15 protein-coding genes are annotated in these 21,134 nt (G+C 70.4%); 6 read left to right on the forward strand and 9 right to left on the reverse strand.

The window, feature by feature from the left end:
* The first annotated feature begins 26 nt into the window (after positions 1–26).
* Complete coding sequence (ggt, locus tag E1B00_RS13400) at positions 27–1,742, forward strand: gamma-glutamyltransferase (protein ID WP_425456512.1); 1,716 nt, start codon at positions 27–29, stop codon at positions 1,740–1,742.
* A 91-nt stretch (positions 1,743–1,833) separates the two neighbouring features.
* Here ggt and E1B00_RS13405 read toward each other — a convergent pair whose 3' ends face one another.
* Positions 1,834–4,683, reverse strand: a complete 2,850-nt coding sequence (locus tag E1B00_RS13405) for an ATP-binding protein (protein WP_139449602.1) — start codon at positions 4,681–4,683, stop codon at positions 1,834–1,836.
* 7 nt (positions 4,684–4,690) lie between these two features.
* A complete protein-coding gene (locus E1B00_RS13410; protein WP_139449603.1) occupies positions 4,691–5,887 on the reverse strand; it encodes an EAL domain-containing response regulator in 1,197 nt (398 codons plus the stop codon).
* 245 nt (positions 5,888–6,132) lie between these two features.
* On the opposite strand from E1B00_RS13410, the gene E1B00_RS13415 reads away from it, so the two are divergent.
* Positions 6,133–9,657 carry an indolepyruvate ferredoxin oxidoreductase family protein gene (locus E1B00_RS13415; protein ID WP_139449605.1) on the forward strand — a complete coding sequence of 1,175 codons (3,525 nt, stop codon included), beginning with the start codon at positions 6,133–6,135 and terminating at the stop codon, positions 9,655–9,657.
* A 148-nt stretch (positions 9,658–9,805) separates the two neighbouring features.
* Here the strand turns inward: E1B00_RS13415 and E1B00_RS13420 are convergent, their stop codons facing one another.
* Together E1B00_RS13420 and E1B00_RS13425 are read right to left on the reverse strand one after the other, a co-directional pair.
* Entirely contained in the window at positions 9,806–12,136 is a 2,331-nt protein-coding gene (locus E1B00_RS13420) for a M56 family metallopeptidase (RefSeq protein ID WP_139449606.1), read from the reverse strand.
* Positions 12,133–12,528 (reverse strand): BlaI/MecI/CopY family transcriptional regulator, encoded by a 396-nt coding sequence (locus tag E1B00_RS13425; protein ID WP_139449607.1) that lies wholly within the window; start codon positions 12,526–12,528, stop codon positions 12,133–12,135. The genes E1B00_RS13420 and E1B00_RS13425 overlap by 4 nt, the downstream gene beginning before the upstream one ends.
* 179 nt (positions 12,529–12,707) lie before the next feature.
* Here E1B00_RS13425 and E1B00_RS13430 point away from each other — a divergent pair, with 179 nt between their 5' ends.
* Together E1B00_RS13430 and E1B00_RS13435 are read left to right on the forward strand one after the other, a co-directional pair.
* Positions 12,708–13,253: an RNA polymerase sigma factor gene (locus tag E1B00_RS13430; RefSeq protein ID WP_246048713.1), complete on the forward strand. Its 546-nt coding sequence runs from the start codon at positions 12,708–12,710 to the stop codon at positions 13,251–13,253.
* Positions 13,240–13,878, forward strand: a complete 639-nt coding sequence (locus E1B00_RS13435; protein ID WP_176693263.1) for a DUF2721 domain-containing protein — start codon at positions 13,240–13,242, stop codon at positions 13,876–13,878. Before E1B00_RS13430 ends, E1B00_RS13435 begins: the two co-directional genes overlap by 14 nt.
* Positions 13,879–13,963: 85 nt before the next feature.
* Here the strand turns inward: E1B00_RS13435 and E1B00_RS13440 are convergent, their stop codons facing one another.
* The 5 genes from E1B00_RS13440 to E1B00_RS13460 all read right to left on the reverse strand — a co-directional run bounded on the left by E1B00_RS13440 (position 13,964) and on the right by E1B00_RS13460 (position 19,036).
* Positions 13,964–14,560: a hypothetical protein gene (locus E1B00_RS13440; RefSeq protein ID WP_139449610.1), complete on the reverse strand. Its 597-nt coding sequence runs from the start codon at positions 14,558–14,560 to the stop codon at positions 13,964–13,966.
* An 81-nt stretch (positions 14,561–14,641) separates the two neighbouring features.
* Positions 14,642–15,238 carry a GTP cyclohydrolase I FolE gene (gene folE / locus E1B00_RS13445; RefSeq protein ID WP_139449612.1) on the reverse strand — a complete coding sequence of 199 codons (597 nt, stop codon included), beginning with the start codon at positions 15,236–15,238 and terminating at the stop codon, positions 14,642–14,644.
* A 136-nt stretch (positions 15,239–15,374) separates the two neighbouring features.
* Positions 15,375–16,562: a TCR/Tet family MFS transporter gene (locus tag E1B00_RS13450; protein ID WP_220396298.1), complete on the reverse strand. Its 1,188-nt coding sequence runs from the start codon at positions 16,560–16,562 to the stop codon at positions 15,375–15,377.
* A gap of 93 nt (positions 16,563–16,655) precedes the next feature.
* Positions 16,656–17,828, reverse strand: a complete 1,173-nt coding sequence (locus E1B00_RS13455) for a class I SAM-dependent rRNA methyltransferase (RefSeq protein ID WP_139449615.1) — start codon at positions 17,826–17,828, stop codon at positions 16,656–16,658.
* A gap of 38 nt (positions 17,829–17,866) precedes the next feature.
* On the reverse strand, positions 17,867–19,036 hold the full coding sequence (locus E1B00_RS13460; protein ID WP_176693264.1) for a GGDEF domain-containing protein: 1,170 nt from the start codon (positions 19,034–19,036) through the stop codon (positions 17,867–17,869).
* A gap of 307 nt (positions 19,037–19,343) precedes the next feature.
* On the opposite strand from E1B00_RS13460, the gene E1B00_RS13465 reads away from it, so the two are divergent.
* Both E1B00_RS13465 and E1B00_RS13470 read left to right on the forward strand, forming a co-directional pair.
* Positions 19,344–20,312, forward strand: coding sequence for a TerC family protein (locus E1B00_RS13465; protein ID WP_139449619.1), 969 nt, complete (start codon positions 19,344–19,346; stop codon positions 20,310–20,312).
* A 46-nt stretch (positions 20,313–20,358) separates the two neighbouring features.
* Positions 20,359–21,120, forward strand: a complete 762-nt coding sequence (locus E1B00_RS13470) for a rhomboid family intramembrane serine protease (protein ID WP_139449621.1) — start codon at positions 20,359–20,361, stop codon at positions 21,118–21,120.
* The last annotated feature ends 14 nt before the right edge of the window (positions 21,121–21,134 follow it).

The following is a 21,134-nucleotide window of genomic DNA, read 5'->3' on the forward strand; positions in this document are numbered from 1 at the left end:
GCCCAGTCCCGGCCCGGAGCCTACCGATGAAAGTCATGCTTTCCTGCCTGATCGCCACGTCCGTGGCCGCCGTCGGGCTGATGTCCCCGCCTGTCCACGGCGCCGACCGCATCACCGGCCTGCCCTTCGCCACCCGCTCCGAGGTGTTCGCGCCCGAGGCCATGGCCGCCACCTCGCACCCGCTGGCCACCCAGATCGCGCTCGACACGATGCGCCAGGGCGGCAGCGCGGTGGACGCGGCCATCGCCGCGAACGCGGCCCTGGGCCTGATGGAGCCGACCGGCAACGGCATCGGCGGCGACCTGTTCGCCATCGTCTGGGACCCGAAGACGCAGAAGCTGCACGGCTACAACGGCTCGGGCCGCTCGCCGAAAGCGCTGTCGCGGCAATGGTTCGCGCAGAACGGGTATACCGACATCCCGCCGCACGGCCCGCTGCCGGTGACCGTGCCGGGCACCGTGGACGCCTGGTTCGCCCTGCACGAACGCTTCGGCCGCCGCAGCATGGCCCAGAACCTGGCGCCGACCGTGAAGTACGCGCGCGATGGCCATCCGGTGCACGAGGTGATCGCCTACTACTGGGGCCGCAGCGTGCCGGTGCTGTCGAAGTGGCCGGGCTTCGCCGAGCAGTTCACCATCGACGGCCGCGCACCGCGCAAGGGCGAGCTGTGGCGCAACCCGAACCTGGCGAACACGCTGGAGACCATCGGCCGCGAGGGCCGCGACGCCTTCTACAAGGGCGACATCGCGCGGCGCATCGACGCCTACTTCACCGCCAACGACGGCTTCCTGCGTTACGAGGACCTGGCCGCGCACACCGGCGAGTGGGTCGAGCCGGTGAGCAGCAACTACCGCGGCGTCGACGTCTGGGAGCTGCCGCCCAACGGCCAGGGCATCGCGGCGCTGCAGATCCTCAACCTCCTCGAGGGTTATGACTTCTCGAAGATTCCCTTCGGCAGCGCCGAACACGTGCACCTGTTCGTCGAGGCCAAGAAGCTCGCCTTCGCCGACCGCGCGCGCTATTACGCCGACCCGGCCTTCCATCCCGCGCCGGTCGCGCGCCTGATCTCGGACGATTACGCCGCGGAGCGCCGCAAGCTGATCGACCCCGACCGCGCCGCCAAGGCCGTCGACGCCGGCGGCCCGCTCAACCAGGGCGACACCATCTACATGACCGTCGCCGACAAGGACGGCATGATGGTGTCGCTGATCCAGTCCAACTACCGCGGCATGGGCAGCGGCATGGCGCCGCCGGGGCTGGGCTTCATCTTCCAGGACCGCGGCGAGCAGTTCGTGTTGAAAGCCGGCCATCCGAATTCCTTCGAACCCGGCAAGCGTCCCTTCCACACCATCATTCCGGCGTTCCTGACCAAGGACGGCAAGCCCTGGGTCAGCTTCGGCGTGATGGGCGGCGCGATGCAGCCGCAGGGCCACGCCCAGATCGTGATGAACCTGGTCGACTTCGGCATGAACCTGCAGGAAGCCGGCGACGCCCCGCGCATCCAGCACGACGGCAGCACCGAACCCGCCGGCCAGATGGTGGCGATGAGCGACGGCGGCGTGGTGAACCTGGAAACGGGCTTCCCGTATGAAACGATCCGCGCCCTGATGCGCAAGGGCCATGTGGTCGAGTTTGCCGACGGCCCCTACGGCGGCTACCAGGCGATCATGCGCGACCATGCGAACGGCGTGTACGTCGGTGCCAGCGAGAGCCGCAAGGACGGGCAGGCGGCGGGATACTGAAGCGAGGAAGTAGGAAGTAGTGAATAGGAAGTAGAGAAGGCGGATCCGGCTTCTCTCTACTTCCTATTCACTACTTCCTATTTCCTCGCTCCTAGTACCGTTCCATCACATGCCGCTTCAACCGCTCGAAGGCCGTCGCCACATCGGCCGCATGCGGCAGCACCTGCGGCCAGTCCGCCTGCTTGGCGGCGTGTTCCAGTGACGCGGCGGCTTCGGCCAGCGGATGCGCGCCGACCAGGCGCGCCGCGCCCTTGAGCTTGTGGGCCTGGCGGGCGAGGCGCTCGAGATCGCCGGCGGCCTGGGCGGTGCGCAGTTCGACGAGGTCGGCCTCGGTGGCGGCGAGGTAGTCGTCGAGCAGGGCGCGGGTCTCCGCAGCATCGCCGCCGGTCAGCGGCATCAGCACCGACGGGTCCAGCGGGGTCGGGTCGCCGCCGAGCTGCGGCAGCGGCGCCGGCGCGCGCATGTCGCCGGCCAGCGGCGCGGTGTGCGGCAGCCAGCGCTGCAGGGCCTGCACCAGCTCCGGAATGCTCACGGGTTTGGCCAGGTACTGGTCCATGCCGGCGGCCAGGCAGCGTTCGGCTTCGCCCTTGAGCGCCGCGGCGGTCAGGGCGATCACCGGCGTGCGCGGCTTGTGCGTGCGCGCCTCTTCGTCGCGCAGCGCGCGCGCCATTTCGTAGCCGTCCATCTCGGGCATGTGCACGTCGGACAGGATCAGGGCGTAACGGCCGCTGCGCCAGGCGGCCAGGCCCTGCACGCCGTCCTCGGCCGCTTCGCTGGCGTAACCGGCCAGCGCGAGCTGGCGCGCGACCACCAGGCGGTTGGTCGGATGGTCGTCGACGATCAGGATCAGGCTGCGTTCGGCCAGGGCCTGTTCGACCGTCGGCAATGGCCGCGCCATGAAACCCTGCGAGGCATCGGGGGCCAGCTCCGGCTCCAGCTCCTCGACCTTGCCGCGCGGCAGCGTCACCGTCAGCCGCAGCGTGGTGCCGGCGCCGGGCGTGCTGTCCATCTCGACCTGGGCGCCCATCAGCTCGGCCAGGCGGCGCGAGATCACCAGGCCCAGGCCGGTGCCGCCGAAGCGCCGCGTGGTGCTGCCCTCGGCCTGCGAGAACGGCTGGAACAGGCGCGCCTGCTGCTCGGGCGTGACGCCGATGCCGGTGTCGGTGATGCGGAAACACACGCGGTCGCCGTCGCCGTCGCGGCCCTGCCATTCCAGCGCGGCCTCGACCACGCCCTTTTCGGTGAACTTGATCGCGTTCGACAGGAAGTTGCTCAGCACCTGGCGCAGGCGCAGGCCGTCGGCGACATGTGCGGGGCCGATGCGGTCGTCGACCTCGCAGGTCAGCACCAGGCCCTTGCTCGAAGCCGAGCCGCTGAAGTTGGCGACGGTGGACTGCAGCAGCCGCGGCAGCGAGATCGTGGTGGGCGAGAGTTCCAGCCGCCCGGCTTCGACCTTCGAGAAGTCCAGGATGTCGCCGATGATCTGCAGCAGCGAACGCGCCGACTGCTGGATCACCTGGATCGTGCGGCGCTGGTCGTCGCTCAGCTCGCTGTGCTGCAGCACCTCGAGCATGCCGGTGACGCCGATCATCGGCGTGCGGATCTCGTGGCTCATCGCGGCGACGAAGCTGGACTTGGCGTCGCTGGCCTCGCGGGCGCGGGCCTCGCTGCTGCGCAGGCGCTGCTCGAGCTGCTTGATCTGGGTGAGGTCGGTGCCGACGCCGAGGTAACCGACGGTCTTGCCGGTGCCGTCGCGCATCGCCGAGGTCGCCAGCAGCACCGGCACGTGGCTGCCGTCCTTGCGCACCACCGTCCACTCCAGCGGCGGCGTGCCCTGCTCGATCATCGCGGTGATCATGCGCGCGTCCGGCGGCACGCGCTGGTCGCGGGCGGCGGTGAGGTCGGCCGCGACGCGCTGCGCCTCTTCGGCCAGCAGCAGGCGGTCGACGCCGCGCTTGCCGATCATCTCCTCGGCGCGGTAGCCGGTCAGGCGTTCGGCATAGGGGTTGAAGCTGGTGAAGCGGCCCTCGAGGTCGAGCGACATGATCGCCACCCGCGCCGCCGCGAACAGCGAGCGCTGGAACACCTCGCGCTCCTGCAGCACCGCGCGCACCTGCTCGTTGCGCGCCAGCTGCTGGTTGAGCTCGCCCTCGAACTTGCGCACGTCGTCGCGCATGCCCAGGAAGGAGTCGAGCACCTCGCCCAGTTCACCCGAGGGCTTGTAGCGCGGCACCGCCTGGTAGTCGTGCCGGCGCATCTGGTGCGCCAGCGCGGTCAGGCTCTCGACGCCCTTGTAGATGTTGCGCACCAGCTTGGCGCCGACCACGGCGACCACGGCCAGGGTGAACAGGCTCAGCAGGGTGCGGATCCAAGCGGCGCGGCTGGCGCGTCGGTCCTGTTCGCGCACGCGCTGCTCGGCCTCGATCATCTCCAGGTCGCTCAGGTGCTTCATGCGCGTGGTCACCGGGTCGATGGCCGGGTACAGCTCGGTGTCGGCGAAACGGCCCAGGGCGACGATGTCCTGCTGCACCAGGATGCCGCGCAGCGTTTCCGCGGCGGTGTCGGCGCGGATGCGGGCGCGGCTGATCTGCTGGAACAGCTTGGCCTGCTCCGGCGTCTGCGGCAGCTTCTCCAGCGCCGCCCAGTGTTCGCGGATGCGCATGCGGGCGTTGTCCACGACCTGCACGCCCTCTTCCCAGGCGATCAGGTCGTTGCGCACGCGGAAGGCGGTGTCGACGATGTCCAGGCCGTAGGCGTCCGACACCGCCTTGATGCGGCGCAGGCCGGCCAGGGATTCGTCCTTGAGCTCCTGCAGGGCCTGCTGGTTCTGGCGGCGCTCGATTTCGTCGAGCGTCAGTACGCCGGCACCGGTCAGCAGGAGCAGGCCGAACAGGCCCAGCAGCTGCAGTCGGATGCCGAACGTGGGCCCCGGTCGCGGCATGCGCGGCCTAGTGGTGCGTCTGGCGCCAGCGCTGGATGGCGTCGGGCAGCTGCTCGCCCGGCACCGGCGGCGAAATCAGGTAGCCCTGGGCGAAGTCGCAGCCCAGCCCGGCCAACAGCTGCCATTCTTCGATGGTCTCGACACCTTCGGCGACCACCTTGAGGTCGAGCTTGCGGGCCAGGTCCAGGCTGGTTTCGATCATCGCGCGCTTGCGCGGCTGGCCCGGCGCGCCGCTGACGAAGCCGCGGTCGATCTTGAGTTCGGTGAAGGGGATCTGCGAGAGCTGCGACAGCGAGGAATAGCCGGTGCCGAAGTCGTCCACGCTCAGGCCGAAGCCCTTCAGGCGCAGGCGCGCCAGCATGCCCAGGCCGCGCGCGGTGTCGCTCATCACCGAACTTTCGGTGATCTCCAGGATCACCTGTTCGGGGCTCAGGCCGTGTTCGCGCAGCACCGCCTCGTAGCGGTCGGCCACTTCCGGGCCGGTGAGGTTGTGGGCCGAGACGTTGACCGAGATCTTCAGGTCCAGGCCGCGCGCCTGCCAGCGTTTCCACCAGGCGCAGCTCTGCACCAGCATCAGGCTGGTCAGTTCGTCGATCAGGCCGCCGGCCTCCATCACCGGCACGAACACCGCCGGTGGCACCATCTGGCCGTCGGCCAGGCGCCAGCGCGCCAGCGCCTCGACGCCGATGATCTTGCCGTTGCCGAATTCGGCCTGCGGCTGGAACCAGGGAACGATCTCGCCGCGGGCCAGGGCCGTGCGGGCTTCGTCCAGGCTCACCTCGACGTCGCTGACGACATGGCCGGCGCCGGCTTCGGTCTCGAACAGCGACAGCACCGTGGTCAGCTTGCCGGGCGTCAGCGGCTTCTCGATGCAGCCCAGCACGCGCAGGCCCGAGGCCTTGGCCATCACCTGCACGGTATGCAGCAGGGCCGGCTCCATCGCGCTGACCACGGCGATCGAGCGGGCCAGGCGCTCCTGGGCGACGATGCCGATGAACTCGACGCCGTCCATGCCCGGCATGTCCAGGTCGACCAGAACGACATCGGGCGGTCCGGGCAGGGCGCGCAGCAGGTCCAGGGCCTGGAAACCGTCGGCCGCTTCGTGCAGCTGGGTCAGTCCCAGGTCGGCGAGCAGGCGCAGGCCCAGACGGCGCTGGAAGCCGTGGTCCTCCACCAGAAGGATGCTAAGACCCGCCAGACTCATGCCTTTCCCCCGAAAGCCCGTGCCCTGAACGCGTCCGCCGACTCTACCGGTCGGCCGGTGAGCGGGGAAGCACGGCGTTCAGCCCCGCATGGCGGTCGCGTGAAGTCCCCTTGTGTCCGCTTCAACGCGGACGGCGCAGCCGGGCGGCCGGGCCGGGCCCGGACGGCGCCGGGATCGTGTCCCGGCCGGGACAGGCCCCGCTGCTATAATTCCGAGTCTTTGCTCAAGTACCCCGGAAGCCCGCCATGTCCGTGCCAGCCCCGCTCACCGCCCCCGCCCTCGACCTCGGGTACGACCTCGAGTCGAAGTACACCCGCGAGGAAGGCCGCATCTACCTGTCCGGCGTCCAGGCCCTGGTGCGCCTGCCGCTGATGCAGCAGATGCGCGACCGCGCCGCCGGCGCCAATACGGCCGGCTTCATCTCCGGCTACCGCGGCTCGCCTCTGGGCGGCTTCGACCTGGAGCTGTGGAAGGCGCGCAAGCATTTGAAGGCCTCGGGTATCGAGTTCACCCCGGGCCTGAATGAGGACCTGGGCGCGACGATGGTCTGGGGCTCGCAGCAGACCAACCTGTTCCAGGGCGCCAAGTACGACGGCGTGTTTTCGATGTGGTACGGCAAGGGCCCGGGCGTGGACCGCTGCGGCGACGTGTTCAAGCACGGCAATGCCGCCGGCACCTCGCGCATGGGCGGCGTGCTGGCCCTGGCGGCCGACGACCACGCCTGCCGCTCGTCCACCCTGCCGCACGGTTCGGAAGGCGAGTTCGAGAGCGCGATGATGCCGGTGCTCAACCCGGCCGGCGTGCAGGACATCCTGGACATGGGCCTGCTGGGCTGGGCGATGAGCCGCTATACCGGACGCTGGATCGGCTTCAAGACGATCGCGGAAACGGTGGAGTCGTCGGCGTCGGTGAACGTCAACCCGCACCAGCTCGACATCCTGCTGCCGGGCGATTTCGAACTGCCGCCGGGCGGCCTCAACATCCGCTGGCCGGACCCGCCGCTGGACCAGGAGATGCGCCTGCACCAGTACGCGGTGAAGGCCGCGCAGGCCTTCGCCCGCGCCAACCACATCGACAAGGTCGTGGTGGACTCGCCCAAGGCGCGCCTGGGCATCGTCACTACCGGCAAGAGCTACCTGGACGTGCTGCAGGCGCTGGAATACCTGGGCATCGACCGCAAGGTGGCCGAGGACATCGGCATCCGCGTCTACAAGGTCGGCATGACCTGGCCGCTGGAGCCGGTCGGCATCCGCGAGTTCGCGCGCGGGCTGGAGGACATCATCGTCGTCGAGGAGAAGCGCAGCTTCATCGAGCGGCAGATGAAGGAATACATGTACAACTGGGAGCATGGTGCGCGTCCCAGCATCATCGGAAAGTACGATGAGGAAGAGAACTGGGTCCTGCCCAGCACCAACGAGCTCACCCCGGCCCGCATCGCCCGCGTGATCGCCGCGCGCGTGCAGCGTTTCTTCCGCTCCGAGCAGATGGACAGCCGCCTGCAGTGGATCGCCGCCAAGGAGAAGGAGCTGGCCGCGCCGCGCGCCAACTTCCCGCGCGTGCCGCACTACTGCTCGGGCTGCCCGCACAACTCGTCCACCGTGGTGCCGGAAGGCTCGCGCGCGCTGGGCGGCATCGGCTGCCACTACATGGTGACCTGGATGGATCGGAAGACCGATACGTTCACGCACATGGGCGGCGAAGGCGTGACCTGGAGCGGCCAGGCGCCGTTCACCGACGAAAAGCACGTCTTCCAGAACCTCGGCGACGGCACCTACTTCCATTCCGGCTCGCTGGCGATCCGTCAGTCGATCGCCGCGAAGGTGAACATCACCTACAAGATCCTCTACAACGACGCGGTGGCGATGACCGGCGGCCAGCCGGTGGACGGCACGCTCACCGTGCCCGACATCGCGCACCAGGTGCGCAGCGAGGGCGTGAAGACCATCGTCGTGCTCAGCGACGACATCGAGAAATGGTCCGACCGTTCGATCTTCCCGTCCGGCGTGGAGTTCTACGACCGCGCCGAGCTCGACGCCCAGCAGAAGCGCCTGCGCGAAGTGCCGGGCACCTCGGTGCTGATCTTCGACCAGACCTGCGCCGCCGAAAAGCGCCGCCGCCGCAAGCGCGGCAAGATGCCGGATCCGGCCAAGCGCACCGCGATCAACTCGCTGGTCTGCGAAGGCTGCGGCGACTGCGGCGTGAAGTCGAACTGCGTCAGCGTGCTGCCGAAGGAAACCGAATACGGCCGCAAGCGCGAGATCGACCAGAGCAACTGCAACAAGGATTTCAGCTGCGTGAAGGGCTTCTGCCCGAGCTTCGTCACCATCAAGGGCGGCGGGCCGCGCAAGCGCAAGGCCACCGGCAACAAGGAGCTGCTGGCCAACCTGCCGGAGCCGCAGATCCGCAGCAGCCTCGACCAGCCCTGGAACATCCTGATCACCGGCGTCGGCGGCACCGGCGTGGTGACCATCGGCGCCCTGCTGGGCATGGCCGCGCACCTCGAACACAAGGGCGCCTCGGTGCTCGACCAGACCGGCCTGGCGCAGAAGGGCGGCGCGGTGACCACGCACGTGCGCATCGCGAAAAGCCCGGCCGACATCCACGCCGTGCGCATCGCCGCTGGCGAAGCCGACCTGGTGCTGGGCTGCGACATGGTCGTGGTGAACGACTACTGGGCGCTGTCTAAGATCCGCGCCGACCGTACCGAAGTCGTGATCAACGACTACCAGGCGATGCCGGGCCCCTTCACCCGCCAGCCGGACATGCAGTTCCCGGCCGCGGGCATCGTCGAGGCCATCCGCACCGCGCTGGGCGGGCGCGAGCCGGTGCAGGTCGCCGCCACCGAGATCGCCACCACGCTGATGGGCGATGCCATCGCCACCAACCTGTTCATGCTGGGCGTGGCCTGGCAGCGCGGCCTGGTGCCGATCAGCTACGAGGCCCTGGTGCGCGCGATCGAGCTCAACGGCGCGGCGATCGAGATGAACAAGACCGCCTTCGCCTGGGGCCGCCTGGCTGCCATCAACCCGCAGGCGGTGCTGGAAGCCGCCGGCCTGGCGGAAGCGCCGCAGACCGACGTGATCGCCCTGCCGCTGGACGACGAGCGCCTCTCCCGCAACCTCGACGAAACCATCGAGCGCCGCGTCAAGTTCCTCACCGACTACCAGGACACCGCCTACGCCGGCCGATACGTCGCGCTGGTGGACAAGGTGCGCCAGGCCGAGGCGCGCAAGGCGCCGGGTTCGACCGCGCTCACCGAAGCCGTGGCGCGTTATTACTTCAAGCTCATGGCCTACAAGGACGAGTACGAAGTGGCGCGCCTGTACACCTCGGGCGAGTTCAAGCGCCGCATCGAGCAGCAGTTCGACGGCGACTACACCATCCACTTCAACCTGGCGCCGCCGCTGTTCGCCAAGCGCGACGCCGACGGCCACCTGATCAAGAAGGAATACGGCCCGTGGATGTTCACGGCCTTCGGGTTCCTCGCCAAGCTGAAGTTCCTGCGCGGCGGCGCCTTCGACGTCTTCGGCAAGACCGAGGAGCGCCGCATGGAGCGCCAGCTGATCGTGGACTACGCCAGGACGGTGGAAGAGCTGCTGGCCGCGCTCGACGGCGGCAATGTCGACCTGGCCGCGCAGATCGCCTCGGTGCCGGAACACATCCGCGGCTACGGCCACGTCAAGGAAGCGCACTTCGCCAAGGCCAAGGCCCGCGAGGCCGAGCTGCTGGCGACGTGGCGCAACCCGAAGGCGCCGGCGGCGGCGGCCTGAGGCCCGGACTTCCGGCGTGAAAAGAAAACCCCGGCGCAGGCCGGGGTTTTTCTTTTCCCGGAGCGCCGGTCCGGGTTCACCGATCAGGGGTCAGAGTGCATTTATCTTGGCCCCGAAGATAAATGCACTCTGACCCCGGATTGGGTTGTCAGTTGGCGGCGTAGAAGCGGTCGAGCGCTTTTTCGGCCTGGCCGCGCTCGAAGTCGCCCAGCGTGCGCGCGGCGGCGCGGAAACGTTCGATCAGCGCGGCATCGTTGGGCATGTGTTCGGCCAGGGACTCGAGCACCTGGCGCGCCTCGAAATCGCTGCCGACGTCGCCCAGCGACACCAGCACGCCGGTCGCCAGCGGCACGTCGACCGGGCCGGCCTCGATCAGCGCGACCAGCGCCTCGCGATGTTCGAAGTCGGAGCCGATGCCGCCGGCCGCACGCAGCCAGGCCCCCAGGGTGGCCGTGTCGGCGCGGGTGGCCGGCGCGGCCGATTCCAGCACCTGGCGCAGCTCGAAGTCGCTGCCGATGCCGGCGGCGCTTTCCAGCGCGACGCGGGCCGCGCCCGGCGTGTCCTTGCCGTTCGCGATCAGGCTCTCGAGCACGCGGCGGTGTTCGAAGTCGCTGCCGATGGTGGCCAGCGCGCGCTGCCAGGCCGGCAGCGCCGCGCCCTGCACTGACTGGGTTTCCGCGAAGTGGCCCAGCAGCTCGGCCAGCTCGAAGTCCGAGCCGATGTCCTCGGCCGTAGCCAGCACCTGGGCCTGGTGCGCGGGCGTCAGCTTCTGGCTGTCGAAGGCGGCCTGCAGCGCATGGCGCATCTCGAAGTCCGAGCCGATGGCGCCGGTCAGCGCCAGCGCGCGCTTGAGCTGGGCGTCGTCGAGCGCGGTGTTGGCGAACAGCACCTGCAGGTAGCGGCGCGCCGCGTAGTCGGAATTGATCAGGGCGATCTCGGCCAGCAGCGCGTCGGCGCCACCGCGGGCGAGGAAACGCTTGCCGCGGGCCTCGGCGTCGATGCCGGTCTCGCGCAGGATGCGCGGCAGCGCGGCGGCGAGCCACGCGCGGCCGGCGGCGTCGAGGGTCGTTTCGTCGCCGTCCACGCGGTAGTCGCGCACGATCCGGCCGTCGACGCCGTGGAAGAGGATGGCGCGGGTGACGCCTTCGCGGGTCTCGGTGATCTGCAGGCGGGCACCGGCGCCCAGGCTGACCACATCGGTTTCGGTGGCGTCGAAGCCGACCTTGCCGCGCAGGTTCACCGCCAGGCTCTCGCCGTTGTCGGAGGCGCGATAGCTGTAGTTGTCGCCCTTGTCGTCGAAGATGTTCTCCAGCCAGCCGCCGGCCGCGAGCGCGGGCCCGGCGTAGGTGGACACGGCCAGCCCGGGCAGGGCGATGGCGGCGGCGAGCGCGAGCGTGAGGGCGGTGCGGTGCACGGCGGGGGACAGGGAACGCGGGCTCATCGGGAATTCCTCCAGCAGGTTCGTGACGCGGCGGACCACCGGGCCGGCGTCGCCGGCCATGGCCACCGCGAGGGCGGGATGCGCGGCGCGGGCGCCGGCGTGGGTGAGGCAGGCGGCCAGGCATTCGGCCAGCGGGCGACCGCTGCCCAGGCGCTGCACGGCGTGCGCGTCGCAGGCGTCTTCGGCCAGCGACTCGAGGCGGCGCACGGCGTGGTGGGCCAGCGGATGGAAGCTCAGCGGCAGCAGGGCCAGGCGCTGCAGCAGGCGCCAGGCCGGATCGCGGCGGTGCAGGTGGGCGATTTCGTGGGCGAGCAGGGCGCGCTGCTGCGCGTCCGGCATCGCCGTCGCCCAGGCCGGCAGCAGCACGGCGCCGCCGGGCAGGGCCATCGGGCTGCTGATCGCGGCGTGGCAGCGCAGCGGCGGCGGCGCGAGACCAAAGCCGCGCGCGAGATCCTCGGCATGCCGCTGCGGCGGCGCGTCCGCCCGCAGCACCCCGCTTTCGCGGCGGAGGCGGCGCAGCGCGAGCAGCTGCGAGAACAGGCGCAGGGCCGCCACGCCGGTGACCAGCGCCCACAGCGCGATCAGGGCGCCGGCGGACCAGGACGGCAGGCGCAGCGCACGCAGGTCCAGCGGGTCGGCGCGGCGCGGCGTGTTGGCGCGCGACGCGTCGGCGGGCGCCGTCGTCGCGGCCGCTTCGCCCGCTGCCTCGCGTGCCGGGGCGTCCGGAACGATGGTCGCGGCCGGCATCTGCCGCGGCGTCGGCAGCTGCGCCGGCGGCGCCGCCAGCGGCAGGCGCGAGGCATCGCCGCGTGCGGCGGCGAAGGTGTCGGCCGGAAGCTCGGGCATGGCCGGCAGCGGCGCGAACTGCAGCCCGGTCGAGACCAGGGCGCCGAACAGCGCGATCCGCCAGGCCAGCTCGGCTACGCCGGGATGGCGCAGCAGGCCCGCGCGTTCGGCCAGCCAAGCCGCACCCAGCAGAAGGCTGGCGTGCAGTACGAAGGTGAGCAGCAGGGACAGGCCGAGATCGAGCGCGCTCATGGGCGGTCCTTCGGCGCTTTCGCCAGCAGGGCCTGCACGCGCTCGAGGTCGCCGGGCGCGACTTCCTTTTCGCTGACCAGGTGCGCCAGCAGGGCCTTGGGGTCGCCGCGGAACAGGCTCTGGATCAGGTCGCCGACCATGGAGCGGCGCACCTGGGATTCGTCCACCAGGGCGCGGTAGATCAGCTGCCGGCCGTCGCGGTTGGCGTCCACCAGGCCGCGTTTGGCCAGGCGGGTCAGCACGGTGGCGATGGTGGTGTGGGCCAGCCCGCGCGAGGTGACCAGGGCCGCGGCGACATCCGCCACGCTGGCCTCGCCGCGCCAGAGCACGCGCATGACGTCGAGCTGCAGCTCGCTCAGGGCGATGTCGTCGGTGTGTGGCTCGCGGGCCATGGCCTTCCTCTACAGGTGTCGTACGACAGTTGTAGAAGATAGCCGCTCGGTAAACACGGGCCGGAAGTCATGGTTGCCGGCCACCAGGCTGCTCCGGCCCCGGGTCGGCGCCGGCCTCCCGCCGGCTGGGCCGGCCGGGCGGGTGTGATGATGTCCGCGCCGCGGCGAATCACCCCGGCATGGACACCTACGCCACCCCGATGCCGCGCCCCGCCGATACCGCCGATTTCGAACGCCTGCTCGCCGAGCACCCCGGCATCGTCGCCAAGGTCGCGGCCAGCTATGCCTTCGACCGGCACGACCGCGCCGACCTGGCCCAGGAGATCCGCCTGCAGCTCTGGCACGGCTGGTCCGGCTACGACCCGGCCCGGCCCTTCGCCACCTGGATGTACCGGGTCGCGCTGAACGTGGCGATCTCGTGGCGGCGCCGGCAACCGCGGGCGCCGCACGAATCGCTGGGCAGCGAACACGAGGACCTGGTCGGCGCCCGCGACGTGGACGCCGAGAGCCACCAGCGCCTGGCCCTGGTGCAGCAGGCGATGCACTCGCTGGGCGCGCTCGACCGCGCGCTGCTGCTGCTGCACCTGGAGGGCTGCAGCCACCGCGCCAGCGGCGACGTGCTGGGCATCAGCGAAACCAATGCCGCGACCCGCCTGGGCCGCATCCGCCAACACCTGCGCCGGCTCGCCGGCGATCCCTCCGGAGACGACCATGGAACTGACTGAACTTCAAAACGCCTGGCGCCAGCTCGACACGCGCCTGGCCGGACTGGAGGCGCAGGCGCGCGAACAGCGCCTGCACCGCCGCCTGGACGCGCTGCGTTCGCGCATCCGCCTGCTGGGCCTGGGCCAGGGGCTGCAGCTGCTGGCCGGCGCCGCCCTGGTGGTGACGATCGCGCCGTGGTGGATCGAACGCTGGGGCCAGTGGCACCTGGTGGCCTACGGCATCGGCCTGCACGCCTATGGCCTGCTGCTGCTGATCACCGCGGTGGTGCAGCTGCTGGCGATCGCCATCCTCGATTACCGGCAGCCGGTGGCGAAGGTGCAGAAGCGCCTGCTGCTGGTTCGGCGGGTGCGGATCTGGGGCGAACGCTGGGGCCTGGTGGCCGGCTTCACGGCCTGGGTGCCGGCGGTGTTCGCGGGCCTGGCCTGGGGGGGCTGGGACATCTGGCTGAGCCGGCCGTCGGTGGTGCTGATCAACCTCGGCGCCGGCCTGGCCATGTCCGCGGGCGTGGCCTGGCTGAGCTACCGCTGCCGGGACTGGTTCGAGCGTGAAGCGGTGGGCGGTTCGCTGCGCGCCGCGCAGCAGGAGCTGGCGGCGCTGGAGCAGGCGCCCGACCGCGCCGACTGATCAAGGGCGTATGCGTTCGCTGCCGCCGCGTTGAGGGCACCAGGTCGTCGTGCGCTTCGAAGTTCGCGCTCCTCGGCAGGCCGGCTCAAACCGCGTCCGCCTGGTTCTTGAGGATCAGCTCGGCCAGCCAGGCTTCGCCCTGCTCCATCAGCTCCAGCGGGGTCTGGGCCCAGCCGGTGAGCACCATGGCCTCGGCGATGGTGAACTCGAGCTGGGCCTTGGTGAACTTGCGCTCGCCGGCGATGACCGCCTCGAGCACGGCGCGGCCGGGCATCGGCGCATCCATCTCCGCGGTCTTGGCGGCCACGGCCGCCTGCGGGTCGGCGCCGCCGTGGTCGGCCAGCCAGGAAATGCGGGCCAGCGCGTGGCTCTGCGCGTCCTTGGCGGGCGGGACGTCGGGCGCGGCGGCGGCCAGCGCCTTCTGCAGGGTGTTGAGCTGGCCGGCGACCTTCATGCGCTGCAGGTTGGCGGCGTCGCGGGCGTGTTCGGCGTCCTCGACGTCCTGGCGCAGGCGGGCGACTTCGGCCGGGTTGCCGGCGATGGTGGCGTCGGTGCGCGGGGGCGGCTCCAGCGCCTTGGCGATCACGTCCAGGCGCGCGAGCCAGTCGTCGCGCTCGCGCAGGCCGGGCGCGGCCGAGATCATGAACCGGAGGGACTGCAGCTGGGCGCGGGGGTCGCTCATGGGGGCCGAGTATAGGCCGGCCGCATGACCGCGGTCAGCCACCCCGAAGCGAACCGCGACGGCAGTCGCGGTACTCCAGCCTCAGCGGCCGGGGCCGACGTCGATGAAGGCCAGGAACTCGGCGCGGGTGCGGGCGTCCTCGCGGAAGGTGCCCAGCATCTTCGAGGTGATCATGCTGACGCCGCGCTTGTGGATGCCGCGGGTGGTCATGCATTCGTGCGCGCCCTCGATCACCACGCCGACGCCGCGCGGCGCCAGCACGTGCTGGATGCACTGGGCGATCTGCGCGGTCATCTTCTCCTGCACCTGGAAGCGGCGCGCGTAGGCTTCGACCACCCGCGCCAGCTTGCTGATGCCGACCACCTTGCCGTCCGGCAGGTAGCCGATATGCGCCTTGCCGACGATCGGCGCCATGTGGTGCTCGCAGTGCGACTCGAACTCGATGTCGCGCAGCACGATCATCTCGTCGTAGCCGGCGACTTCCTTGAAGGTGCGCGCCAGGTATTCCCGCGGTTCGGTCGCATAGCCGCTGAACCAGTCGCCGTAGGCCTTGGCCACGCGCTTGGGGGTGTCGAGCAGGCCTTCGCGCGTGGGATCCTCGCCGGCCCAGCGCAGCAGCACGCGCACGGCGTCTTCGGCCTCGGCCTGGGTGACGGCGGGTTTGTCCTGGGTACTCATCGGCGACGCTCCTGGCGGCAGGCCCCCAGTTTAGCGCCCGCCCGTGCACGCGCCGCGATGACGCCCCAATCAGATCCGGGGTCAGAGTGCATTTATCCGGCGGCGGCCGGATAAATGCACTCTGACCCCGGATTTTTCAGCGGGCGCGGGTGGCGCGGTGCGAGACCCACAGCGCCAGCGCGACGATCAGCGCCGAAAGCAGGAAGGGCGCGCCGGGGAAATGCCAGTCGGCATAGTCGCCGATGGCGGCCGCGAACACGCCGGTGAACATCACCGGGGCGGCGACGCCGGCCAGGCTGGCCAGGCTCATGAAGGCACCCTGCAGCCGTCCCTGTTCGGCCGGGTCCACCTGGCGGGTGGCCAGGGCCTGCACGGCCGGATTGGCCAGGCCCCAGAACGCCATCACCGGGATGCCGGCCAGGAACATCCAGCCGCTGGGCGCGAACGCATACAGCGTGAAGCCGGCCAGGCCGCAGGCCTGCCCCACCAGCAGCGCGCGCCGCTCGCCCAGCGCCTTGACCAGGCGCCCGATCAGGCCGGCCTGCACGATCGCGGTGCAGATGCCGACGGCCGCGAGCACGTAGCCGACTTCCTTGATGCCCCAGTCGTAGCGGTAGTCGGCGTACAGGACGAAGACGCTGGGGAATACGTAATGCGCCAGGTTGTCGAGCATGATCACCGCGGCCAGGCCCAGCACGTGCGGGTAGCGCTTGATCAGCACCAGCGAGCCGATCGGGTTGGCGTGGCTCCAGTCGAACCGCGGCGAGCGCTTTTCCGGCGGCAGCGACTCGGGCAGCACGAACCAGCCGTAGACGAAGTTCGCCAGCGCCAGCACCGACGCGGCCCAGAACGGCGCGCGCAGGTCGATGTCGCCGAGCAGGCCGCCGACCACCGGGCCGATGATGAAACCCAGGCCGAAGGCGGCGCCGAGCATGCCGTAGCTCTTCGCGCGGTTCTCCGGCGCGACCACGTCGGCGATGTAGGCGTTGGCGATCGAGAAGCTGGCGGCGGTGAATCCCGAGATCACGCGGCCCACGAACAGCCAGGGCAGCGAGTCGGCCACCGCCATGAAGATGAAGTCCACGCCCAGGCCCAGGCAGGACAGCAGGATCACCGGCCGGCGCCCGAAGCGGTCCGACAGCGCGCCCTGGATCGGCGAGCTGATGAACTGGATCGCCGCGAACGTGGTGCCGAAGATGCCGACCCATCCGGCCGCGGTCGCGGTGTCGCCGCCGACGAAATCCTCGATCAGGTGCGGCAGCACCGGGATGATCAGGCCGAAGGCGAGGATGTCGATCAGCACCGTGATGAAGATGAAGATCATCGCGGCGCGGCGCACGGTCGGCGCGGCGGGGGCGGGGGCGTCCAAGGGAGCGTTACCGGAAACGGAAAGCGCGCAGTCTAGCCGACGCCGGGCTCAATCCACCCGGCAGAAGACCGCCTTGAGGTAACGGCTTTCCTTCACATGCGCCATCACCGGATGGTCGGCGCCGGCGCCGGCGACCTTCAGGATCTGCACGGTGCGGCCGGCGTAGAAGGCGGCGCGGCGGATCATGTCCAGGAACTCGTCCTCGCTCACCAGGCCGGTGCAGGAACAGGTCAGCAGGATGCCGCCGGGCTTGACCACCTGCATGGCCAGCTTGTTCATGTCGTTGTACTTCTTGAGCGCGGCGATCACCTGTTCGCGGTCGCGAGTGAGCTTGGCCGGGTCCAGGATCACCACGTCGAAATGTTCGCCGCGCTGCTGCGCGTCGCGCAGGTAGGGGAACAGGTCGGCCTGCACGAACTTCACCTTGGCGTTGTTCAGGCGGGCGTTCTTCTCGGCGATCTCGAGGATTTCCTCGTCCAGGTCGATGCCGATCACCTCCTCGGCGCCGCCGCGGGCCTTGGCGTAGATGGCGAAGCCGCCCGAGTTGCAGCAGATGTCGAGCACGCGCTTGCCTTCGGTGAAACGCGTCAGGTATTCGCGGTTGTCGCGCTGGTCGGCGAAGAAGCCGGTCTTGTGGCCGCTGCCCGGGCTGGCGCGGAACTTCAGGCCGTGTTCGCTGATGACGCTGGGCTCGGGCGCCGGCGGCGAGCGGAAGTCGAAGCTCTCCTGCTTCTGCACGTGTTCTTCCGAGAAACTGTAGAAGCGGCAGCCCGGGAACTCCTTCGACAGCGCGGCATAGATCCATTCGCGGTAGCGGAACGGGCCGGCCGAGAAGAACTCGACCACCAGCAGGTCGCCGTAACGGTCCACCACCAGGCCGGAGATGCCGTCGCCTTCGGAATGCACGACGCGCCAGGCGTCGGTGGTCTGGTCGAGCTTGAGCAGATCGCGGCGCAGGGCCACGGCGGCGCGGATCTTGCGCGCGAACCAGGCCTCGTCGATCGCCTCGTCCGGGTCCGCGGTGAGCACCCGCAGGGCGATGCGCGAGTGGCCGTTGTAGAAGCCGCGGCCGACCCAGGCGCCGGTGTTGTCCACGATGTCCACCAGGCTGCCCGGCTTGGGCTTGGCCACAGGCTTCTCCACCATCTTCTGGAAGATCCAGGGGTGGTTGGAGCGGCGTTCGATCTTGAGCTGGACGACGGGCAGGGCGGGCGTATTCATCGCGCAATTGTACCGGGGCCCGCCCCCGGGCGCGGCCATCAGCCGGCGGGAGCCAGCTCGACCCGGTCGCCACCGGCGCGTTTGGCGCGGTACATGGCCTGGTCGGCGCGCTTGAGCAGGGCCTCGAGGCTGTCGTCGTCGTCGCGCAGCTGGGCAACGCCGATCGACAGCGGCGCCGGCACCTCCTCGCCGTGGAAGCGCATGTGCAGCTGGCCCAGGGCCTCGCGCAGCCGCTCGGCGACCACGCGCGCGCCGGCCGCGTCGGTATTGGGCAGCAGGGCCACGAACTCGTCGCCGCCCAGCCGCGCCAGCGCGTCCTCGCCGCGCAGAACCCGGCGGGCACGTTCCGCCAGGTGGCGCAGCAGGCTGTCGCCGGCCTGGTGGCCCAGGCTGTCGTTGACCGACTTGAAGTGGTCCATGTCCATCAGCAGGGCCGACAGCGGCCGGCCGTGGCGGCGGGCCTCGGCGATCAGGCGCAGGCCCTGGTCGGCCAGGCCGCTGCGCGCCAACACGCCGGTGAGGCTGTCCACCGACGCCAGCCGGCGCAGGTCCTCGTAGGCGCGCTCGGTATGCATCAGCACGAAGCCCAGGCTGAGGAACATCACGCCCACGCAGGCGTAGACGAAGACCACCAGGTCGCTGGGACCGGCCTCGAGCAGGCTGCCCGAAACCCGCGGCGCCAGCGCGTGTTCGGCGAACCGCCAAAGCGCCACCGCCACGCCCAGCGCCGCGAAGATGCCGGTCAGCCGCGCCGCGCTGAACCCCCCGCGGCCCAGGGCCGGCAGCAGGGCCCAGGCGATGCCGCCCAGCAGCAGCATCGCGCTGGTGGAGTTGACCAGCACGCGCGCGCTGTAGTTCGGTCGCCACTCCGCGAACACCGTCAGCAGCAGCACTGCCAGCGCGACGCCGCCCCACAGCCGCCCGCGCCATTCCGGCAACTCCTGGAATCCGCGCACCGCCCGGCACATCTCGGCGAAGCCGAACAGCAGCAGGCCGTTGCCCAGGGCGATCGACAGCGTATCGGGCACCAGGCCGCGCGAGGCCAGCATCGCCCAGGCCGCCGGGTGCAGCATCAGGCCGACGGTCCAGATCCGCAGGTGGCGGCGCCGCTCGACCGGGAAAGCCCGGCCGGCCTGGGCCAGCAACAGCACGGTCAGGGCGCTCAGCAGCACCCCCACCAACATCACCGACCGGACGTCCAGATCCATGCCGCCCCCGTGCCCCGGCCATTGGCCGCCTGTCCCCAGACTAAACCCGGCCGGCGGCAGCCGGGTGTGATTGACGTCAATTTCACCGCGGCCGGCCGTTTCCATGGCAGACTCCGGCCCGTAGAAGGGGAGTAGCTCCCGCTGCCGCTATCGTCATCACGGGCCCGGATCCACGTCCAAAGCCCCGGTACGGCAGACAGGTCCCAGGACCTGTGAGCGAGACCTTCGCCCGCCAGCGGCGAAGGTCGTTCCGTCCCGGAACGTCGCGCGCGCCTGCGGTTGCGAGGCCACGTTCCCGGAGACGCCATTGGAAACCATCGCCACCCCCTTCATGTGGGCCGTGTTCACGGCCTTCGTCATCGCCGCCCTGGTCGTCGACCTGCTCGTGCTGCGCCAGAACGGCCCGCACAAGGTCAGCGGCCGCGAGGCCCTGGTCTGGTCGGCCGCCTGGATCGGTCTGGCCCTGGTCTTCAACGCCGGGCTCTGGTGGTACCTGCAGGAGCGCATGCCCGGGCCCGAGGCCGAACGCATCGCGCTCGAATTCCTCACCGGCTATGTGGTCGAGAAAGCGCTGGCGGTCGACAACATCTTCGTGTTCCTGATGCTGTTCACCTATTTCGGCGTGCCGGCGCAGAGCCAGCAGCGGGTGCTGATCTTCGGCGTGCTGGGCGCGATCGTGCTGCGCGCGATCATGATCTTCATCGGCGCTGCCCTGATCGCCCAGTTCCACTGGATCCTGTATTTCTTCGGCCTGTTCCTGCTGGTCACCGGCCTGAAGATGTACTGGGCCGCCGGCCAGGAGCCGGACATGGACAAGAACCCGATCCTGCGCTGGATCACCGCCCACCTGCCGCTGATCCGCCGCTACCACGGCGAGGCGCTGTGGATCGGCCAGGGCAGCCGCCGCAAGTACACGCCGCTGTTCGTGGTGCTGGTGATGATCGCGGTCACCGACGTCATCTTCGCGGTGGACTCGATTCCGGCCATCTTCGCCATCACCACCGACCCCTTCATCGTGCTCACCTCGAACGTCTTCGCGGTGCTGGGCCTGCGCGCGCTGTACTTCCTGCTGGCCGACCTGGCCGACCGCTTCCACCTGCTGGCCTACGGCCTGGCGACGGTGCTGGTGTTCATCGGCGCCAAGATGCTGCTGATCGACGTGGTGAAGATCCCGATCGCCATCTCGCTGGGCGTGGTGGCCGTCACCCTGGCCACGGCCATGGTGCTGAGCCTGGTGATCAAGCCGCGCAACAAGGAAGCGGCCGGCGCGGCCTGATCCGGCGGGGCTTGCGCGACGCCGCGCCGGCCCCAATCTGCCCCGGATGGACGATCCGAACCTGACCCACGCCGAGGCCGTGCGCGCCCGCTTCCGGCGCGCGCTGCTGGCCAGCATGGCCTTCGTGGCGGCGCTGGGCGCGATCTTCTTTGCCGGCCCCTGGCTGGGCGACACCAGGGCCTTGGCCCTGGTGCCGCAGTCCTGGCCCGGCCTGGCCGGTGTGATCACCGCCCCGCTGCTGCACGGCTCTGCCGGGCACTGGCTGGCCAACGCCAGCGCCCTGCTCATCCTCGGGCCGCTGGTGGGCACGGTGTACCCGCGGGCCAGCCTGCGCGCCCTGCCCCTGATCTGGATCCTGTCGGGGCTGGGTACCTGGATCATCGGCCGGCCTTCGCTGCACATCGGCGCCAGCGGCCTCACCCACGGCCTGTTGTTCCTGCTGCTGTTCCTGGGCCTGCTGCGGCGCGACCGTGCGGCGATCGCCGCGGCCCTGATCGGTTTCTTCTTCTACGGCGGCATGCTGCTGACGGTGCTGCCGCGGGAAGCGGGCATCTCCTGGGAGTACCACCTCAGCGGCGCGCTGGCCGGCATCCTCGCGGCCTTCGTCTGGCGGTGCGCCGATCCGGAACCGCCGCGCCGCCGCTACAGCTGGGAAGACGAACCGGAGCCGTCCCCGGACGCCGACGAACTCGAGCCGCCGGCGCCGGACGCCGTGCCGGTGCTCTGGCAGCGGCCGGCCGATCCGAACGGTGTGGTCCTGCCCTTCCGGCCACGCCCGCGCCCGGAAACACCGCCGCCGCAGGAATGAGCCTGGGCCCGCTT

Origin of the sequence: Arenimonas terrae (genome assembly GCF_006265115.1) — a bacterium.
Taxonomy (GTDB): Bacteria; Pseudomonadota; Gammaproteobacteria; order Xanthomonadales; family Xanthomonadaceae; genus Arenimonas; species Arenimonas terrae.

Excerpts from the sequence above, each read along its gene's own strand:
- ggt (WP_425456512.1), top strand. The coding sequence starts at position 27 with ATGAAAGTCATGCTTTCCTGCCTGATCGCCACGTCCGTGGCCGCCGTC.
- E1B00_RS13405 (WP_139449602.1), bottom strand. The coding sequence starts at position 4,683 with ATGCCGCGACCGGGGCCCACGTTCGGCATCCGACTGCAGCTGCTGGGC.
- E1B00_RS13410 (WP_139449603.1), bottom strand. The coding sequence starts at position 5,887 with ATGAGTCTGGCGGGTCTTAGCATCCTTCTGGTGGAGGACCACGGCTTC.
- E1B00_RS13415 (WP_139449605.1), top strand. The coding sequence starts at position 6,133 with ATGTCCGTGCCAGCCCCGCTCACCGCCCCCGCCCTCGACCTCGGGTAC.
- E1B00_RS13420 (WP_139449606.1), bottom strand. The coding sequence starts at position 12,136 with ATGAGCGCGCTCGATCTCGGCCTGTCCCTGCTGCTCACCTTCGTACTG.
- E1B00_RS13425 (WP_139449607.1), bottom strand. The coding sequence starts at position 12,528 with ATGGCCCGCGAGCCACACACCGACGACATCGCCCTGAGCGAGCTGCAG.
- E1B00_RS13430 (WP_246048713.1), top strand. The coding sequence starts at position 12,708 with ATGGACACCTACGCCACCCCGATGCCGCGCCCCGCCGATACCGCCGAT.
- E1B00_RS13435 (WP_176693263.1), top strand. The coding sequence starts at position 13,240 with ATGGAACTGACTGAACTTCAAAACGCCTGGCGCCAGCTCGACACGCGC.
- E1B00_RS13440 (WP_139449610.1), bottom strand. The coding sequence starts at position 14,560 with ATGAGCGACCCCCGCGCCCAGCTGCAGTCCCTCCGGTTCATGATCTCG.
- folE (WP_139449612.1), bottom strand. The coding sequence starts at position 15,238 with ATGAGTACCCAGGACAAACCCGCCGTCACCCAGGCCGAGGCCGAAGAC.
- E1B00_RS13450 (WP_220396298.1), bottom strand. The coding sequence starts at position 16,562 with ATGATCTTCATCTTCATCACGGTGCTGATCGACATCCTCGCCTTCGGC.
- E1B00_RS13455 (WP_139449615.1), bottom strand. The coding sequence starts at position 17,828 with ATGAATACGCCCGCCCTGCCCGTCGTCCAGCTCAAGATCGAACGCCGC.
- E1B00_RS13460 (WP_176693264.1), bottom strand. The coding sequence starts at position 19,036 with ATGGATCTGGACGTCCGGTCGGTGATGTTGGTGGGGGTGCTGCTGAGC.
- E1B00_RS13470 (WP_139449621.1), top strand. The coding sequence starts at position 20,359 with ATGGACGATCCGAACCTGACCCACGCCGAGGCCGTGCGCGCCCGCTTC.